Annotated in this window: 13 protein-coding genes, 2 tRNA genes and 7 pseudogenes; 10 read left to right on the top strand and 12 right to left on the bottom strand. The window is 30.8% G+C overall.

What is annotated here, in order from left to right:
• Positions 1-413 precede the first annotated feature (413 nt).
• The 7 genes and pseudogenes from ARADI_RS01490 to cspE all read right to left on the bottom strand — a co-directional run bounded on the left by ARADI_RS01490 (position 414) and on the right by cspE (position 4771).
• The gene (locus ARADI_RS01490) at positions 414-818 is read right to left on the bottom strand and encodes an OmpA family protein (RefSeq protein ID WP_119710919.1); all 405 of its coding nucleotides are present in this window, start codon (positions 816-818) and stop codon (positions 414-416) included.
• 314 nt (positions 819-1132) lie between these two features.
• Entirely contained in the window at positions 1133-1291 is a 159-nt protein-coding gene (locus tag ARADI_RS01485) for a flagellar motor protein MotB (RefSeq protein WP_119710918.1), read from the bottom strand.
• Positions 1292-1293: 2 nt separating this feature from the next.
• Positions 1294-2192, bottom strand: a pseudogene (motA, locus tag ARADI_RS01480) (flagellar motor stator protein MotA).
• Between the two features lie 125 nt (positions 2193-2317).
• Positions 2318-2889: pseudogene (gene flhC / locus ARADI_RS01475) on the bottom strand (flagellar transcriptional regulator FlhC).
• Between the two features lie 2 nt (positions 2890-2891).
• A pseudogene (gene flhD / locus ARADI_RS01470) lies at positions 2892-3212 on the bottom strand (flagellar transcriptional regulator FlhD).
• A 1040-nt stretch (positions 3213-4252) separates the two neighbouring features.
• Positions 4253-4448: pseudogene (locus tag ARADI_RS01465) on the bottom strand (protein DsrB).
• A 110-nt stretch (positions 4449-4558) separates the two neighbouring features.
• A complete protein-coding gene (gene cspE / locus ARADI_RS01460) occupies positions 4559-4771 on the bottom strand; it encodes a transcription antiterminator/RNA stability regulator CspE (protein WP_026823671.1) in 213 nt (70 codons plus the stop codon).
• A gap of 491 nt (positions 4772-5262) precedes the next feature.
• Here cspE and ARADI_RS17025 point away from each other — a divergent pair, with 491 nt between their 5' ends.
• The 10 genes and pseudogenes from ARADI_RS17025 to msrA all read left to right on the top strand — a co-directional run bounded on the left by ARADI_RS17025 (position 5263) and on the right by msrA (position 12742).
• Positions 5263-5508 (top strand): YlaC family protein, encoded by a 246-nt coding sequence (locus ARADI_RS17025; RefSeq protein WP_369406912.1) that lies wholly within the window; start codon positions 5263-5265, stop codon positions 5506-5508.
• A complete protein-coding gene (locus ARADI_RS17020; protein WP_238149061.1) occupies positions 5483-5578 on the top strand; it encodes a YlaC family protein in 96 nt (31 codons plus the stop codon). Before ARADI_RS17025 ends, ARADI_RS17020 begins: the two co-directional genes overlap by 26 nt.
• 319 nt (positions 5579-5897) lie before the next feature.
• Positions 5898-5973: transfer RNA gene (locus tag ARADI_RS01450), tRNA-Asn, on the top strand.
• A gap of 291 nt (positions 5974-6264) precedes the next feature.
• Positions 6265-6340: transfer RNA gene (locus ARADI_RS01445), tRNA-Asn, on the top strand.
• A 158-nt stretch (positions 6341-6498) separates the two neighbouring features.
• Positions 6499-7512: pseudogene (pyrC, locus tag ARADI_RS01440) on the top strand (dihydroorotase).
• Positions 7513-7986: 474 nt separating this feature from the next.
• Complete coding sequence (locus ARADI_RS20480) at positions 7987-8280, top strand: hypothetical protein (protein WP_119710917.1); 294 nt, start codon at positions 7987-7989, stop codon at positions 8278-8280.
• Positions 8281-8423: 143 nt separating this feature from the next.
• Entirely contained in the window at positions 8424-8531 is a 108-nt protein-coding gene (locus ARADI_RS20475; protein WP_369406911.1) for a LuxR C-terminal-related transcriptional regulator, read from the top strand.
• Positions 8532-8984: 453 nt separating this feature from the next.
• Complete coding sequence (locus ARADI_RS01430) at positions 8985-9929, top strand: Kdo(2)-lipid IV(A) acyltransferase (RefSeq protein ID WP_119710916.1); 945 nt, start codon at positions 8985-8987, stop codon at positions 9927-9929.
• A gap of 503 nt (positions 9930-10432) precedes the next feature.
• Positions 10433-11951, top strand: a pseudogene (locus tag ARADI_RS01425) (peptide MFS transporter).
• A 250-nt stretch (positions 11952-12201) separates the two neighbouring features.
• A pseudogene (gene msrA, locus ARADI_RS01420) lies at positions 12202-12742 on the top strand (peptide-methionine (S)-S-oxide reductase MsrA).
• Positions 12743-12875: 133 nt separating this feature from the next.
• On the opposite strand, the gene ARADI_RS01415 reads toward msrA, so the two are convergent.
• The 5 genes from ARADI_RS01415 to ARADI_RS17005 all read right to left on the bottom strand — a co-directional run bounded on the left by ARADI_RS01415 (position 12876) and on the right by ARADI_RS17005 (position 17755).
• Positions 12876-13202 carry a hypothetical protein gene (locus ARADI_RS01415; RefSeq protein WP_119710915.1) on the bottom strand — a complete coding sequence of 109 codons (327 nt, stop codon included), beginning with the start codon at positions 13200-13202 and terminating at the stop codon, positions 12876-12878.
• Between the two features lie 410 nt (positions 13203-13612).
• On the bottom strand, positions 13613-14050 hold the full coding sequence (locus tag ARADI_RS01410) for a DUF3757 domain-containing protein (protein WP_119710914.1): 438 nt from the start codon (positions 14048-14050) through the stop codon (positions 13613-13615).
• An 812-nt stretch (positions 14051-14862) separates the two neighbouring features.
• Complete coding sequence (locus ARADI_RS17015) at positions 14863-15663, bottom strand: histidine-type phosphatase (RefSeq protein ID WP_238149060.1); 801 nt, start codon at positions 15661-15663, stop codon at positions 14863-14865.
• A gap of 1734 nt (positions 15664-17397) precedes the next feature.
• On the bottom strand, positions 17398-17496 hold the full coding sequence (locus tag ARADI_RS17010) for a hypothetical protein (protein ID WP_238149216.1): 99 nt from the start codon (positions 17494-17496) through the stop codon (positions 17398-17400).
• Between the two features lie 52 nt (positions 17497-17548).
• Positions 17549-17755 (bottom strand): YcgJ family protein, encoded by a 207-nt coding sequence (locus tag ARADI_RS17005; RefSeq protein WP_238149214.1) that lies wholly within the window; start codon positions 17753-17755, stop codon positions 17549-17551.
• Positions 17756-18724 lie beyond the last annotated feature (969 nt).

Here is an 18724-nt window from a genome sequence, read left to right as displayed (position 1 = left end):
CGCTTTTTAATCATTTCTTGCACAAGATAAGGCGCCGCCGCACAACCAACAATTCCCTTGTTCGGTTGTTGAGCCAGAATTTGTCACATAACTTTGCGTATTAACGCTGTTTAATCTAAAAAACTATCTAATCAGATTTTCAATAAAGATAGTTTTATTTTTATAACTGACAAAAGCCAGATTTTGCAGCATAAATTTTAACAAAAAGTGAATAACCATAACGAATTAATGACCTTATGAAATATTAAAAACAACAATATTTGCGCCATCTCATTCAAAACACGTTCTTCTGCTTTATGAAAATATTTGATAAAGCGCGTCTAAATAGTTATTTATTTTTTCGTTAAGGTACCATTATCTACCATTGTCGATAGATAATGGTACTGATGGTACTAAATCAATTACGAATTCTTCTATTGACTGCCCTTTTCTCTACTCTCTTTTGTAAGCTGTGGCCGCTGATTTTCATGAATAATTGCGGCTTCACGCTCTTTGTTTAACACCAAAATACTAATCCGACGATTAGCCGCTGCCGCTGGATTGGTTTCTAATGGTACCGTTGAGGCCATTCCTATCACACGGATGATTTTATATTCTTTCAAACCACCACTAATTAATGTCCGGCGTGAAGAATTTGCCCTATCTGACGATAATTCCCAGTTACTATAACTATAACCTCCCTTAGCATATGGGCGTGGGGTACTATCAGTATGGCCAGCAAGACTAATTTTATTCAGATAATCATTTAATACTGATGCTAAAATATGGAGAATTTTTCGCATATTTTTGTCAATTACCGCGCTGCCGGTGCCAAACATAGGCCGACTTTCACCATCAATAATTTATATTTGTAACCCGTCCTCCATTAAATCTATTAATAAATTAGATTTTACATCCTGCAAACGAGGATCATTCATAATTAACTGTTCCAGATCTTGTTGTAATTTTTTAAATCTTTCTGGTTCACGATCTGGTAGTTGAATAGTCTGTTCTACTGCTGTATCATCGTCTTGATAAATAGCATCTTGTGACCACCACCAGGTATAGGGTTAGTAACATCACTACTTTTAGTACCTTCATTTAATGAAGTTTTCAGTGGCGTACGAAAATAATCGGCAATACGAGTTAGTTCCTAAGGACTAGAAATGGATAAAATCCACATAACTAAAAAAAAGCCATCATAGATGGTCATAAAATCGGCATAAGCAATTTTCCATGAGTCAGTATGATAATGACCTATTTTATTACGCTCTTTTTTCTTGATGATGATAGTAGATTTTGCTGTTTTCATAATCAATAATCTTTAACATCAGCAGAATTGATACCGATCTGATTTTTCATACTACGAACATGATCTTCTAATTCATAAAAAGAAGGCCTATCATTCAAAAACAGTGTCTTACGGCCAAACTCTACCGCAATTCGTGGGGCATAACCGTTTAGGGATGACAATAAAGTGACTTTAATACATTCCATCATCTTAATTTGTTGATGGCTCTTTTGGCGCACCAAATTTGCTAATGGTGAAATAAAACCATATACCAGTAGAATACCCAGGAAAGTTCCGACCATCGCATTACCGATTAATATTCCCATCTCGCCGGCAGGTCTATCCGCAGAAGCAAGGGCATGCACCACCCCCATCACCGCGGCAACTATACCAAAAGCAGGTAATGAAATGAATCACCTAACATACTTAAACTAATCGCAGGTATTTCAGCCTCTTGTTCAAAAGTGGCAATTTCTTCATCCATCAATGCTTCAATCTCATGGGTATTCATATTGCTAGTAATCATTAATCGCATATAGTCAGTTAAAAATCTCATTAAATGCGGATCATTTAATAATTTAGGATATTGAAAAAAAATGTCACTCTGATGTGGATTTTCAATATCTCACTCCAACGATAAAACGCCTTTTTGGCGCGATTTTGTTAGTAGTAAAAATTGTAGCGCAATTAGATCCATGTAAATTATTTTATTATATCGCGAACTTGTTAGTAATTTTGGTAATACGTTCAATGTTGCTTTAATCACTTTGCCATTATTAGCTACAATAAAACCACCTATACTAGCCCCTAAAATAATCGAAAACTCGGCCGGTTGATAAAGAGCAGATAAATGCCCCACAACAAGTAAATAACCACCTAATACTGCTCCAATAACCATAAGATAACCTAAGAATACAAGCACTTGATATCCCCCTTTATTGATAATGATGAACTAAAGATCCGTATTCAAAGCTAACATACCGACCTATAAGAGAGCTATGGTAAACCTAAACCATAATTCTCTATTTTATAAGCTCAGTTGCCCCACTACTGAATTTTCCCCAATACTTGCGGATGAATATCGGCAAATTGACAGGAATGTTTACGTTTTTTGATCGACCTTGAAGGTGGTTGGCATAAACTACAAGCAAAACTGTTCAGCGGTTGGTGTGCATGGGGTAATAAAAGTTCCACCATAGCAGCAACAAGTTGATGGTTGCAACATGCCACTATCAACAAATCGAACTAGCGTCCACGTCCTTGTCAAAGCAAGTATAAGGTGGGTTTACTTGGTGCAATGCCGCATTGTTCTAGATACAAACGATAAGCCCGTACGACAGCATTTATTCCCCTATAATGACCACTGGTTAATAAAAAGCGATAAGCATTATAAAACATAGAAGAATGAATATTTTGTTCCAAGTCATAAACCAATCGGTTGAAAATGGCAACATACCTTTAGGTGATGGATTACCCCGTAATTCCTTATATAACTTAATTAATCGTCCTCGGCTGAGTTGAGTTTCACTTTCCAACATTTGAAGACGTGCACCTAAATTAATTAAATCTATAGCCAAATGGATGTCTTTTGCTTCTTGAACAATACTTTCACTCGCCATAATTATGCCCTTCTTTTTATCGATTTATCATTTTCCGATAATTGCTGGAACAAATGAGTTGATAATAAAATTCCAGTGTGAATTTGTTGTAGATCATCAACACGAGAATCTTTAGTTAATTGTTCAATTGTTTCGCTATTCTTAAATCTAAAATTACATATTAATTTATTAGTTTCTGCTAACTTAACTAACTATGGTAATGTCAAACTAATCAATGAATCTACCGTTTCCTCGGTGATACCCAGTCGAAACATAGCGGAAGCTTTTTCTTTCTTAATAAGACGTTGTGCAAGTAATAAATAAGAAAGATTAATATCGTAAATTTACTTCAATAAATCTGCTGTGTTCATATTTTTATACTCATTTATTCTATTTAGTTAAATTTGCTGGTGGTTGGCTAAGAGTACTTACCATTAATGACATATAATGGGTTAAATTCTTTTTATTCGGCCGCTAAAAATTGCTCTATAAATCTATCTTAAAAACTAGAGTGTTATGGTCATAACTTACTTCAATATTTGTAAATTGAATAAAAATTCACACTTAATAACTAGAATAAGCCGCATCTTTATAGATAGCTGATTCTTACAATTATTCAGTTGTACTTAAGATATTTAAATTTAACGTTATGTTATATCAAAAATAGCCGTCTTTTGTTATTAAACTCAATATTAATTTTTTATTAACATATTTACTCATAAAAAAGAATAATAACTAAGGTTATTTTATATATTTAATCAATTAATAAATATTAAAATAACCATTAATTAGCAATATTTGAAACAATAAATACAATATAACGACAACAAGCAGATTATAATGCTATTAAGTTAGCGGGATTCAATACACGACAAATAAGAAAACAAAAGTACGATATTTATCATTGTAAATTATTTTTTATAAATTTTATTTACGTTAAAAATGAATAATAATTCTGTTACCCATCCATGCATATAATTGATTGATAATAATATTTAAAAAAATACTTATACTTAAAAATTTTTATTAAATAAAAAGCTAATTTGATAAATTTTTAGGCTAAAAATAACATTGAAGATATTTTTATATAAAAAGTTACTTATTTTTCAATAAAAAATATATTATTCTTAATAGAGGTGTTTTTATTTATAATACATAATACATAATACAAATAATTAAATAAATATTTTAAAAATATAATGTAAAAATAATATTTTTTAGTAAGTAATACCTTATCTTATAGGCTTATAAACCATATTTAGTTATAAATTATTTATTAAAACAATTATCAATTTAATTAGCTTTAAAAGCCCTTTACCTATGGTAAAGATATTTAGTACAGAAATAATAATTCACTAAGTTTTAGGAAGATGTTAATTTATATTTAGTCACTCTCTTTTGGTATTACATAAATAGCCGTACCTGCTGTATTCTCATTAAAAAACCAAATACCAGCAGGATATTTCAGATAACTCAATTAAATACATTATCACCTCATTAAAAGGCTCTATTAATCTAATAATACCTTCACGCATCTGCTCGCCATCAGTCTTTACTAAAACGCTATAATTGATTTTTATCGGTTATGCCAAAAAATTAAATATTGTACCAGAAAACTTTACTACAAAATAATAAAGAAGCCTGCCTCCTTGCACGACAGGCTTCAAGAAATCCATTTATTTAACTAATCTTAAAGAGCAGTTACATTCGCTGCAGCTGGGCCTTTCGAACCATCTTCAATAGTAAATTCTACATTTTGCCCTTCAGCCAGGGTTTTGAATCCATTTCCTTGAATGGCAGAAAAGTGAACGAATACATCTTTGCTACCATCAGAAGGAGTGATGAAACCAAAGCCTTTAGATTCGTTAAACCACTTCACTTGACCCTTCATTTTGTCAGACATGTGCCTTTTCCTATATAACTAATAAACATTACTGCTTTCGGCAGGTATACAAAAGCCTAAATCACTATTTAACTCATGGAAGCACTCAGCAAGAAACGGTCGGAAGGCTATCAAGGATAACGCTACTCATAACACATTAACTTAAATGTCGTAAATAAAATAGATCTGTTTATTAGGCTTCTTCCCATTAACGCACGAGTAGTTAATAATATCAATAGTTTTATGCTTTTGTTTAAGAAAAAAGTCGAATTTTTTCAAGAATATTCTTCGTTAACCCAATAAATTAATAAAAAAATCAAAGTGATCTAAATAAATTCATAAATATAAATTTTTTTCTGTTTGGGACAATTCCTAATCAATAGAAATTTTGTTTAAAATAAGAGAAAAAAAAGATTAAGGGAAAAAAAGATATTTCGATAACTCAAGCAATTTAATATACTAGTCTCAGGGTTTAGATTCATCTATAAATCTAATCAATTAAGGTAAATATCATGAATATGATAAAAGTAATCCTAAATGAAAATCTCTGCCAAATAAATAAACAGCAAAACCGTAATAATAGCCCTTATCTAAATTGGCAGTTCATTCCTACCCATCCATACCTATGTATAGGAATGGTCATGACTTACTTGCTAACAGCGATTCTAATCTATCATACCTCATACTTTGGTTTGTACTGGACAATCGGTTTTACACTATCTTTCTTTTCTTTTGCTCGCCGCTGCATTACTGTTTGATATCAAACCAACATACCGCTTTAAGGATATTGGGATTCTGAATTTACGTGTATGTTACAATGGTGAATGATTTGTTACTGAAAAAGTATCGGATACTGCAATTAACAAAATACTTTCTGAGCCAACTATCAACAATGCAATCAAAACCGAGTTAAAACGTCTTATCAAGCAAAATAACATTTTATGATATATATCTACTTGCATACCCGCCTAATTCAATAAAAAAATCGCTCATAATTCGTATAAAACTCATATAATATCAGATAAATAGTTTATTTTTGATGCAATGTGGTTACAGTATAAACAAACAGTAAAAATATTATATTTTTAACGTTGACAGTGGTGCAGGACATCGTTAGTATGCAGCCAGCTTTTTTAGCTTGCTTAATTCCTCCATAGTTCAGTCGGTAGAACGGCGGACTGTTAATCCGTATGTCACTGGTTAGAGCCCAGTTGGAGGAGCCAAATACTAAAAGCCCGCAATCATCTTGCGGGCTTTTAGTATTTAATTAACACACCATTAATTATACGCCACCAAAATTTACTTGTTTTCATCCAATTCTTTTAGTTAATAAAAAATACAACTCTCGATTTGGTCAATTTTTTAAGCTTCTACGATATAAGACTCGGATTTTTAAATCTAAAATCTTGGTTCTTGATTACCTTATGACCAAACAGTGATTATTTTCATTTTTACACTTTACAACTAAGATAAGTCTCGCTATTATTCCGCTCGTTGTGAAGCGCGCGGGCAATTCCTCCATAGTTCAGTTGGTAGAACGGCGGACTGTTAATCCGTATGTCACTGGTTCGAGTCCAGTTGGAGGAGCCAAACAATCTTAACTTATACTTTTGTTATTACTTTTATAACTTATTAGTTTGATACATGTTAATCTGCTATTTAATATAGCTATTTTGCTTTATCATCTCTAGTTAACATACTCACAACTCATCTTTTTCATTATCTACTTTTAAGATGGAGTCAATTTAATGACCCAAATCACGACAACTATTAAAATTCGCCGCCCAGACGACTGGCATGTTCATTTTAGAGATGATGATATATTAAAACTTGTTATGCCAAACTTGGTACCCCCAATTACTGATATTGATCAAGCAAAATCTTATCGAGAAAGGATCCTTGACGCGACCCCTGCAGAACATTCATTTACACCATTAATGACCTGCTACCTAACTGATTCCACTGACTCCCAAATAGTAGAAGAAGGCTTTAATCAGGCGATATTTACTGCCTGTAAACTTTACCCAGCCAACGCAACGACTAACTCTAAGTATGGTGTATCAAAGATAGCCAATATTTATCCCGTTTTTGCCAAAATGGAAAAAATAGGTATGCCACTATTAGTTCACGGTGACGTCACAAACAATGATATTGATATTTTTGATCGCGAAGCCTATTTTATTGATCAAACGATGGAACCTATTAGAAAAGATTTCCCCAGCCTAAAAATTGTGTTTGAACACACATTACCACACTATAGAAGCCGTTGAATATGTATTTGCTGGTAATGAAAAGCTGGCTGCGACTATCACACCACAACATTTAATGTTTAATAGAAATCATATGTTAGTTGGTGGCATCAAACCTCATTTGTATTGTCTACCTGTTCTAAAGCGCGACATCCATCAAAAAGCATTACGTGAAGCAATAACAACAGGTTGTCAACGCTTTTTCCTTGGCACAGATACTACACCTCATACACAAAATAGAAAAGAGTCTGCCTGTGGTTGTGCCGGTATTTTTAATGCGCCTACTGCCCTTGCAGCTTATGCTACCGTTTTTGATGAAATGAATGCGATAAAAACTTTGAAGCGTTTTGTTCATTAAACGGCGCTAAATTTTATGGCTTACCTGTTAATGAAGGGTTTATTGAACTTAAACGTAAAAAAGTAATTATCCCTGACAAAATTTCCCAAGGTGAAAATCATTTAATTCCTTTTTTAGCAAATGAAGATGCTAATTGGGAAATCAATGTACTATAATTCTCTACTATAAAGTTACCATGGCAATGGTTGATTATTAATTTATCAACCACAGCCATCTTTTATCATATGATTTGTGCTTAAAAAACAGCTATTTCATTAAAAATAACCCTATTATCGAGGTTTATTTTACTAACAATATATTATTTATAATCAATATAAGATCATACATTAGTTAATCTGTTTAGCAAAAAATTCTATAAAATAAACAATAAAACTAATAAAAATCCAGAAAGATAATGGATATACTTTCTGAAAAGCGTTATTAATAAAGCTAAATTATATAAATAAACTAAATCAATTAATAAACAATATTAAGCTAATATGGGTATTCAATTAAAAACTTACTATGATATTTTAATTATATAACAGTAAGACATTTACAAAATTTTATCGTTATTTCTTATTTAAATTATAGCAAGAAATCAATAAGAAATTTATCGTTTATCTATTACTAGACAAGGATGTTTTGTAATGAAAGTTTTAATCATTGACGAATGTTATTATACAAGATTAGGCATCAGTGAATATTTATCAAAAATCAATAAACTACAGTTTATTAGTCAAGATAATATTAACTCTGCCATTAATCATATTAATAATTTTTCTCCTGATGTTGTTTTAGCCAATTTAACACATTATTGTCATCATGCAGAGTATTGTAATCAACTACAAACATTTATTGAAAAACTACATAATGTACGTTTCTATATTTATCTTGATTCTCCTTACCCTTTCACGAATCGGCACATCTTACTAAAAAATTAATGTCTTATTATGTCTAAAAAATATTAAATCATGTATTAGAACGTTTAATAGAAACTAATAGCATATTAAAAAATATCACTTATTTATCTAATGACAATGCATCTATTTTTAGTTATCAAGAGCAAAAAATTATCAAAAATTGGATGAATGCAGTACCTAATCACGTTGTTGCCAGAAAATTTGGAATTAGTAATAGCACTGTATATTCCCATAAAAGACACATTACTGAAAAAATTTTTGTTAATAATTGAATTGAACTTTTTTTGTTTATAATATTTTTAAATATATATATAATCAAATAATTAAAATATTTTCTATTTAAAAAAAGAATACAACTTAATCATATTATAAATAATATAATTAATTTTATTCTTAATTTATATCAATTTTCTTGCTTTGTATTTATTTAAAATAAGCACGACCAAGCATTCTCGTGCTCACTATCTTTTATTTCATTTATACCTGATATCATTGATAAAATACTTCAATATATGATCTTTAATAAGTTATACCAACTGCTAAAAAAGAAAGACCATATTAAATTACAGAATATCGCCCTCATCAACGGAAAAACGTATAGTAAACCCCTCTTAAAGCAAACCAATGTTAAGAAGTGAATGGCGATTAAATATACAATTATAGTTTTAGCTTTGCTAAAAAAGTGTCACAATAGATAATATTAATACTGACTAAACAAAACGCAGATGATAAAAGTAACTCCTTTTAAAATTTCATATTTACATCCCCAATATTGGCTAACATGGTTAGGAATTGTGCTCCTTTATTTACTGGTTTTACTGCCTTATCCTGTTATCTATTGGCTAGGAACTCACCTTGGACGGTTATCCAAATATTTTCTAAAAAAACGCCTACAGATTGCAGAGCGTAATTTAGAACTCTGCTTTCCGGCAATGAGTGCGCAGAAACGCCAGCAAATGATCGATAAAAATTTTGAATCGGTAGGTATGGGATTATTTGAGACAGGTATGGCCTGGTTCTGGTCTGATAAACGAATACAGCGCTGGTTTACAATTAAAGGGCAGAATAATATTGAAAAAATTCAGCAGACAGGGCAAGGGATCACCGTAGTAGGAATTCATTTTCTAACGCTCGAATTAGGTGCTCGTATCTTTGGTATATTAAATCCTGGTATTGGTGTTTATCGCCCAAACGACAATCCAGTAATGGATTGGTTGCAAACCCGAGGACGGTTACGCTCTAATAAATTTATGCTTGATCGCAAAGATATAAAGGGCATGATACGCAGCCTAAAACACGGAGAAATTTTGTGGTATGCGCCAGATCATGATTATGGACCAAGAAAAAGTGTTTTTGTGCCTTTTTTCGCTGTCAAACATACCTCTACCACTATCGGTACCCATATTCTGGCAAAACTTGCCGATCCAGCCATAATACCTTTTACCCCCAGGCGGTTAGCTAACGCAAAAGGTTATGAATTGCTTATCCAACCGGCAATAACCCACTTGCCACAGCAGGATGAAATTTCTACTGCAGCTTTTATGAATAAATTGATTGAGAAACAGATTATGCAAGCGCCCGAGCAATATATGTGGCTACATCGTCGATTTAAAACCAGACCCAAAGATATGCCATCGCTTTATGGTGGGCTTGATAACATACACGATTAATAAAACTATCAGTGACTGTGTTATCCGACCAGTCACTAGGCTTATCCAGACAATTTTTTGCTAATCCACTATCATTAAATTAACTATTGATTAAATGCTAAAATATTACCCTAATATGTGATTAAATAATAACTTTATCATTTTTTTACTTCAAATTAATTTTATTATAAACAATATAATAACAATCAGAAAATAAACATTTATCTTATTGATTTATATGTTTTTAAAATTTAACAACAATTAAATTCAAAAAATTATAATAACTATATTTTCTGTTTTTAATCTATCTAAGATAGGAAAAACAATATTTTTGTCGACTTTTTTATAAAAAATGGTTTAAATAAAAGTAGATATAGCTTTCTCATAATCAAACAGAAAATAATATTGCACGATATTGGATTAACAGCAATATTTGAACTGAAAAAGATAATATTTTACAACCTAAGGCTAATATTTTTTACTTTTATAATTTCACTGGTAGAGTATTGATGGGTAATATTTAGATGCAACGCATAGTAACTAAAACTTTCTTTAGTCATCCCTATCCTATGAGCTATCTCTTCTTAACTGAGATGTGGGAGCGTTTTTCATTTTACGGCGTGCGGCCACACTGTTGATCCTCTTTATGAGTGCAACCTTATTGCAAGAAGGAATGGGATTAACAATCGAGCAAGCATCAGCTATTATTGGTATTTTTGCCGGTGGAGTTTATATTACCTCACTCCCTGGTGGATGGTTAGCTGATAACTGGCTTGGGCAACGTAAAGCCGTTTGGTATGGATCACTAATTATTGCATTAGGCCATCTCTCCATCGCGTTTTCTGCAATTTGAGGTAATAGCCCATTTTTTATCGGATTACTCTTCATGTACTTGGACAAGTTTATTTAAAACCTGTGTTACTGTTATGGTTGGCACTCTGTATAGAAAAGATGATACACGCCGTGATGGCGGATTTTCACTGTTCTATATGGGAATTAACATGGGCTCATTTATTGCACCGTTAATTATTGGCCCACTTTATGAAAAATATGGTTGGCATATCGGCTTTGGCCTTGGTGGAATTGGGATGCTGGTTGCTCTACTTATCTTCCGATTTTCTGCTGTCCCTCAAATGCGTCGCTACAGTAAAAAAACAGGTATTGATGCTAGTTGGGAACAACCAACCGTCAAGCGTAAAAACATTGGTAAATGATCACATTTGTAATGGTATTATTGGCCGCTATCGTGATACTTATTGAGACCGATATCGTGCCATTTAATGCTACCATTATGGCCAAAAGTTTTGCTTATATCATTGCAACCTTTGTTAGCCTCTATTTTATTTATATGTTTTTCCTGGCAGGATTAAATAAAAATGAGCGGATGCGCTTATTGGTCTGCCTCATCCTACTTATTTCAGCGACATTTTTTTGGTCAGCTTTTGAGCAAAAACCGACCTCATTTAATATTTTTGCGCGTGACTATACTGATCGCCATCTTAATAATGGCTTTGAAATTCCAACTATTTGGTTTCAATCAATTAATGCGCTTTTCATCATCACACTTGCCCCGCTATTCAGTTGGCTATGGCCAACAATGGCTAAGCGCAGTATAAACCCGACTAGTACCACAAAATTTGTCATAGGTATCTTATTTGCTGCTGCTGGGTTTGCCGTTATGATGTTAGCCGCAAACATAGTTATCATGCATAATGTCAATGTTTCACCTATTTGGTTAATCAGCAGTATATTATTATTAACCTTAGGTGAATTATGTTTAAGTCCAATTGGACTAGCAACAATGACACTACTGGCGCCTAAAAAATACGTGGACAAGTCATGGGGCTTTGGTTCTGTGCTAGCGCGTTAGGTAATCTGGTAGCAGGAATTATGGGCGGAAATATCAATAAAGAACAGTTACAGTCTATGCCGGCCCTCTTTTCCCACGTTTCTATTGCCCTAATAATTTGCGCTGCGGTATTGGCAATCTTAATTATTCCTATCAGAAAAATGCTACAAAACTCCGATCAACAAACAATTTAGGCTAAATGATGAATTCCTTCCCCTCAATCGAAAAATTAAGGGGGCCATTAATAACGAATAAAAATCAAAATCTTGACTATTTTCAGCATCAAAACCATAAGCTAGCCACTTAGAATAGCTATCAACCTAAAACTATATTACAGTAATAAACTAGGTTCAGACGACTCATTTGATATGACAAAAATAACTATCATCTTTTTTGATAAATCGTATTAATTGATTCTAACTTTATTTACCAGCTTACAAGACAATGACTATTGAATATGCAGTAATTAGTGGGGATGTTTTTGGTGTACGGAAGCGATATTTAAACAGGTAATTGGTGTAAAATCGGTAGAAAGCGGATATACCGGCGGAACTGTAGAAAACACCACTTATGAACAGGTTTGCTCCGGTAATACAGGACATGCAGAAGCTATTCGCATCGCTTTTGATCCACAACAAGTAAATTATAATGAGTTGCTAGCTATCCACTTCGCTACCCATGATCCAACTCAGTTAAACCGACAAGGCAATGATATTGGTAGCCAATATCGTTTCGCTATTTTCTTCACCTCTGCGCAACAAAAACAGGCCGCCGAAATAGCAATAAACAACGCCCAACAAACCTATGCAGCATCGATAGTAACGACCTTAGCGTCTTTTAAAAAATGGTGTCCAGCAGAAAAATATCATCAAAATTTTTGACAGAATGAAGGTCAACAGAACAGTTATTGTTTAGCTATAATCCCCTTGCCAAATTACAAAAACTACGCTCCCTTTTTGCTAAGAATAACCGCTCACCATCGTAAGCAAACAGTGAACTTTTAACAAAAGAAATAATTAGCAAGGTATTGGGGATTTTTACTGCTATTTTAATATCGGCAATTATTAATCTTTTATAAATGCTTATTAAAATAACTGCTATTTAATCGCTATCGCATACTAATTATTATCTTTTAAGTGATAATTTCGCGATTCAGCTATGTTTGTTACTATACTTCGATGCAAGACTTTTAATTCGCCTACAGTTGTTACTTGTTTTTTTATATCATAATAATTAACGTCATTATGATTCATTTTATCAATTAGTTTATCTAAATCCTTTTTATTAACATTTATTTTATCAGAATTAGTAACCACTTCATAAAGCTTAGTTATTGCCATTCTCATTGTATGCTTACCATTATCTCGATTACTACGTCCATAGTTTTCCATGCATGAATTATCTGGTTGATAATTAGCAGCGACACTATTTTTTACACTAGCCAATTTATCCGATAATGCGTTAGTGTGGCTAATATCCTAACTGTAGCATTCATAAAACTGTCACTTGATAATCGAATATAACCATGTTTATTACCAATACCGAAATTATTCATACACTATTACTTAATATAAATTAATTATTAATAAATATATGGAAGCGTAAAATCTATACTATTTCATATTAGGCTAAAACCAAAATCCGCTTAATAGAACATTTAGCCTTTATTAATCAGCTTCTTTTTTTAAACAGTATTGACGTTTTCGACTAAATTAAAAATAAAGGTTCCGTCCAAATAAAACAGATAATCGATAAAATCAATAGCTGTTTACCATAAAATTGCTATCAGTTGCTTTGAACAAATTGAAGCAATCTTACTGGGATAAAACCAAAAAATTATTCTTAAAAGGATATTTTAATGATCAACTGTAAATATACAATTCTCTGGCGCAGTTTTTTCACAGGAATCATCAATAAGTCCAAAAGGCCCATCTGCTTTTTTCCATAGGTTCCCTACAGTTTGGATGGTAAACTCTTTTTCATTTTCATTCTTTAAAACAAACTTCATATCTAGGGTTTTATCATCACCAACTAAATAGGTACAATGCTGAAACTTGCTAGGAGCCGACTGACTTTCCTGTATTGCAAGTGCCATTTCAAAAGATTGTACCGCTGCTTTTTCTGCAATAATGCCTTGCAACACTACACGCCACTCTACATTTATTCCATCTGCGCGGAAAACACCGCTAGCACCTGCAATTTTATTTAATACCGGACAATTTTCAGTAGTCTGAGATGTTAGAAAAAAGCCAGTTAATGATGCTGCTATTATCAGAGTTACTATTTTTTTCATGTCAAATACACCTTATTTATACACTTGTAAAAATTACTATTTATATATTTAAGCAGATTATGATTTGTATACAAAAAATACATTAATACAAGATTATATTAACTAAAATATGGCTTGATTAATTTACAGTAACAACTGTTTTAGAAAATGTTCTGTGATATTAAAATAATTTAGTGTTATTAAATTATTTTATTCACTATTTTGTTAATAAAATAACTATCTATATCAGTTTTCAATTTTTTAATGTATATATTACCTGGTAAAATAATACTATTTTTTATGCTAATCGCTTGCTGATACTTTAAATCCTATAAATCCAGAAAAAATATGTTGTAAGCAGGAATGAGGTTTGACTACTAAATTATTGATTATTTAAGATTATACTTAACATCAAAACTGAATAGTAATAAATAAAAAAATCGAAGGGTATTTGGCTAAATATCGATATTAAAGTAAACATAAATTAATATTATCTTTAAATTACAATAAGTATTAATCTTTATAATTAGTTAAAATGGCTAGCAAAATATTTTCTTTCTTGGTGAATATTAAGAAAAGCAGCGTTAACCACGCTGCCTTCATTTTACTTAATCAAACATTAAATTTATCATCTTAATGCTTGTTGCATGCTCTTTTCAAAGTCGCCACAATTACATAAGCCACTTTCATCAATTTGGCAATTCTCAAGCGATAAAGTGACCTGTTTGGGGGGTATTTAATGTCAATGGCGTGCCATCGCGCAATTGATTTACTGACTGATAAATATATTCAACTTTTAGATAATCTTTATTAGTTTTCTTATTATGCCAGCGCTAAAACACTAATTTGCCACGAATGGGTGTGTTTTCATATTGTTCAGGCAACTGATAAGGGGCAAAATCCAGAGCAGACATGACTGATGCAATATTTGCATCATGACCAAACATAATCAGTAATTTTGATCCTTCATTCTTATTTTGTTCAACAAAACGCGAATTTATATAGTTTAATAAAGGCTTAGCTATATTTTTAGCAACAATTTTAGTTGTAAATGCAACTGCATGATAGCCATTTTTAATTTTATTAAGTGTTTTCCATTGCTCGGGTGTATTAATTGCTCCCCAAGCAACGTCTTTTGTAGCAAATCCTTGGTAATATTGCAGATCACATACATCTACTGCGGCTGTCGCTAATCCTAATGGTCCAAACACAAGTGGCTGTTTATCGGCACTAATAATCATCTTATTAGGGGTACTAATCAAATCACACAACTTGTCTTTTTTACATAGTGTTGAATTTTTAAAATCCAAAATAGTTGAAACTTGTTTATAAGCTTCAGCTAAATCCAAATGTGCTAATTTTTCTGTCATAGCGGTTATGGCTTGCCGTTTAAATTCGGCACTGTTGTCAGTAATAACTAAATCAAAAATAGGATCGAATTTTCCTTTAGCGATATCTGTTCGATAAAAAGCTTTGATCGAACAATCAAGAAAAGCGCCAGTAATAAAAGATTGGGCTGTGGCAATAGTGCGCTGTAGATTGTTCACATAAATATAAACATTATTTGAGTCTGGACATTGATCTGGCCGCAATAGCCCTACTCTATCAAACCAAGACCCAAAGTAGTTTCCCATATAAATCTCTAATTGACGGCCTTTATTGGTAAGATTTCCATCTTTAGTATGCCAAATAGGCCAAAGTTTATTTGTTGCACGGGTTAATATATCCTAATATATTATTGGTGCTCTTAAATTAAGCCTACTTAAAATTAATACCTGAGTCAATTCATAATCTTGAAATTTTTCTAACGAATAACTTACTGGCGATATTAAAGTTAAAAGAAGCCATATCATTAATCTTTTTTTCATGTTTTCAACGCTCTTTTAAAGTTCATTATAATTTATTTTATTAATAATAACTTTATTTAGATAAAGTCAATTAAAAATAAATTTCATTTACCATAAAATTTTGACTTTTCTTGTTTTTAAGAATATTTATTAATTTCCATTTCAATTACATGAAATATGATGGTATTTAGCAATACATTTTGTATGTAATAAATTTTTCTTATATTACAAGCAACATAATCATTAACATAATTAATATTTATTCAATATCAGATAATCCTTTACATGCCTTTAACAAGTTGACATCACAATCAGAATAATATACCAATTATGGCAATATGTTAGTAACAAAAAAAATAAAACACTACACCAATTACAACGTATTAATTACAATACTAATATTACAAAAATAATAATATATATAATATCTATTATTATATAAAATAAAAATTCTCGATTACTAAATTAATAAAATTTAATTTTCACATAATTGCAAAAAAAACCAACATCGCCAAAATGACTGGCTTTAAACACACAAGCAAAAAAATATTTTTTGATAAGATGACTTATCTTAATCTCATAAATGAGAGTAAAAAAAGCATTATTTTAAATAGTGTTTATTTTAATCAACATCTAAGCATATAATTCATTATTAATTAATAATGAATTATATGAGCGATAAATTAGCAATCAAAATTATTAAAAATTTATTAAGTGACTTAAAATTATCTTTTATATCTGTGCCTTAACCATTATTAAATTTTCACAAAAAACACTCATATTGCAAAAAATCATTATGTAAAAATAGTAATAATCCCTAAGTGTTGGCGCCAATCATGCCATAAAATAATGCTGGTTCAGACTAAAGCTATTTTTATTGTTTAATATGCTTTAGTAAAAATTATGCTAATAAAATATTTATCTATAACTTTTCTAATTATGGTAAACACAAAATACCGATAATCAGAAAAATCATAGCTCAGAACAGCTGACGATTTAACACTATTAACAATGTAGATACCATATTGCTTAAATGCGTTAGCGGTACATTTTTAATTGTCCTCAAGTTGAGTAAAATTTAATACATCAAGTAATAAACATAAAAAGAAAATATAAATCTTAGTTAATGTGATCATTATAAATAAAACCAAAAAAAAATTATCAAATAAATCATACCTAAAATAATTATATAAAAAATTGATATAAACGATCAATACTTTCATGTATGATAGACTTAAGCTATTGTAATGCAATTATTGATGGTTTATATCAATAACTTACGCTGAATTTATATTTAAATAGAAAATTTTTATGATAAATTTTTTATTTTTAAAACCCATGCTTCTATTTTACAACTCGATAACCATAAAAATATCAAAACTTACTTTAAAAGAGTAAGCGATTTTTAACTAAAAAAATACTAAATTAAACAAGTAAATTTTAACTTTACAATATCGTTTCTAAAACCATATTTGAATTTATAAAAAGCAAATATAACCCATTTGCCATTCTTACTGATATTCAATTACTAAATAATTTTTTTGTGTATTGCTGACACAATTTGCGTCGTGCCCCTTTGTCATTAAAATATCTATCAACGTAGCATTTTTTATCCTTTATGTCACAAAAAACTCCATTATCAAATGTAAAGGTGGTTTTATCAAATGATATCTTAAGACAATAAGCGCTTAGCTTGTATTTTGCCTAAATATTTTTCTGTTAAACTGGCTGATACTCCTTCAATTCTATCAGTACATATGTATTTATCACACAATACATTAGGGGCTGGTGAAGTAAGTAGTTTCGATGATATAGCTAAAGTAAAAGCTGAATAGAAATATAAAACCACATTTAGTAACAATAATATAAAATTTTTCATAAAAATATTCATCATTTAACCTCTAACTAAAAAATATAAATAAAGTATTTAATACAAAACAGATAAAGCTACACATAAATTTCTATTTTACCTTTTGCTGAGTACAAATAGAGCAATGGCACAACACAACAGATTATTTAACATTAATGTAATAATATGTTATTTACAATTAATCCATTAAGTTTATTTAATTAAATTATGTATTAAATATAAAATACCATACGATGATAAAATTATCGATTTAATCATTTTAGATAGCTATTATATTAAATATTTTAACAATTTTATATTCATTATCAATGAATTGCATGATGGTTATAATACTTGTCTAAATTTAGTAAAATGAGCATTAATTATGTACAAAATAGTGTTAACATCATCTCATTACAATCTTTATCTCTATTATTTTTATAATCATAAACAAATAATCACAAAATGTAGAAAATGATCCTATAAAAGCTACATTACGAAAAAATAAGAGGGAAAATCACTATAAAAAATACTACAATTAGTTAAAGTAAGCATAGTTAACACATTATGCTTTAGTGCCTTGGTTTAACAAAGTTATAACATTATATGCAGAACTGTTTTATTACAGATGACTAATTCCTAACGCTAAATTTTTTGGCAAAATAACATAAAAATTAGAATATTACGTCATTTATTTATTTTGTTAATTGAATAGCAAGTCAATTAACAAATGGGCTAATTATCAGGGTATATTATGAATACATCCATTATCTATACCGAATCTTCGATGAACTTTGGTGGCCAAGAAGCTCAAGCTTTACTACAAATGAAAAGCCTAATACATCGAGGCTTTAACCGTAACTTTAGCTTGCCATATTGCACATGAAGCAAAAAAAAACAACATTCCTATCTATCATGTTTCATTTACTAATAGTGCTCATCCTACGTCAATCATACGTCTACGCAAACTACTACGCCAGCAGCAAACAATTCTAGCAG

This window comes from Arsenophonus endosymbiont of Aleurodicus floccissimus (assembly GCF_900343025.1).
Lineage (GTDB): Bacteria > Pseudomonadota > Gammaproteobacteria > Enterobacterales > Enterobacteriaceae > Arsenophonus.
This window is presented reverse-complemented; position numbering and strand designations above follow the sequence as displayed.

Excerpts from the sequence above, each read along its gene's own strand:
- ARADI_RS17005 (WP_238149214.1), bottom strand. The coding sequence starts at position 17,755 with ATGAAAAATTTTATATTATTGTTACTAAATGTGGTTTTATATTTCTAT.
- ARADI_RS01485 (WP_119710918.1), bottom strand. The coding sequence starts at position 1,291 with ATGAAAACAGCAAAATCTACTATCATCATCAAGAAAAAAGAGCGTAAT.
- ARADI_RS01490 (WP_119710919.1), bottom strand. The coding sequence starts at position 818 with ATGTTTGGCACCGGCAGCGCGGTAATTGACAAAAATATGCGAAAAATT.
- ARADI_RS01430 (WP_119710916.1), top strand. The coding sequence starts at position 8,985 with ATGATAAAAGTAACTCCTTTTAAAATTTCATATTTACATCCCCAATAT.
- ARADI_RS20475 (WP_369406911.1), top strand. The coding sequence starts at position 8,424 with ATGAATGCAGTACCTAATCACGTTGTTGCCAGAAAATTTGGAATTAGT.
- ARADI_RS17025 (WP_369406912.1), top strand. The coding sequence starts at position 5,263 with ATGAATATGATAAAAGTAATCCTAAATGAAAATCTCTGCCAAATAAAT.
- ARADI_RS01410 (WP_119710914.1), bottom strand. The coding sequence starts at position 14,050 with ATGAAAAAAATAGTAACTCTGATAATAGCAGCATCATTAACTGGCTTT.
- ARADI_RS17015 (WP_238149060.1), bottom strand. The coding sequence starts at position 15,663 with ATGGGAAACTACTTTGGGTCTTGGTTTGATAGAGTAGGGCTATTGCGG.
- cspE (WP_026823671.1), bottom strand. The coding sequence starts at position 4,771 with ATGTCTGACAAAATGAAGGGTCAAGTGAAGTGGTTTAACGAATCTAAA.
- ARADI_RS20480 (WP_119710917.1), top strand. The coding sequence starts at position 7,987 with ATGAAAGTTTTAATCATTGACGAATGTTATTATACAAGATTAGGCATC.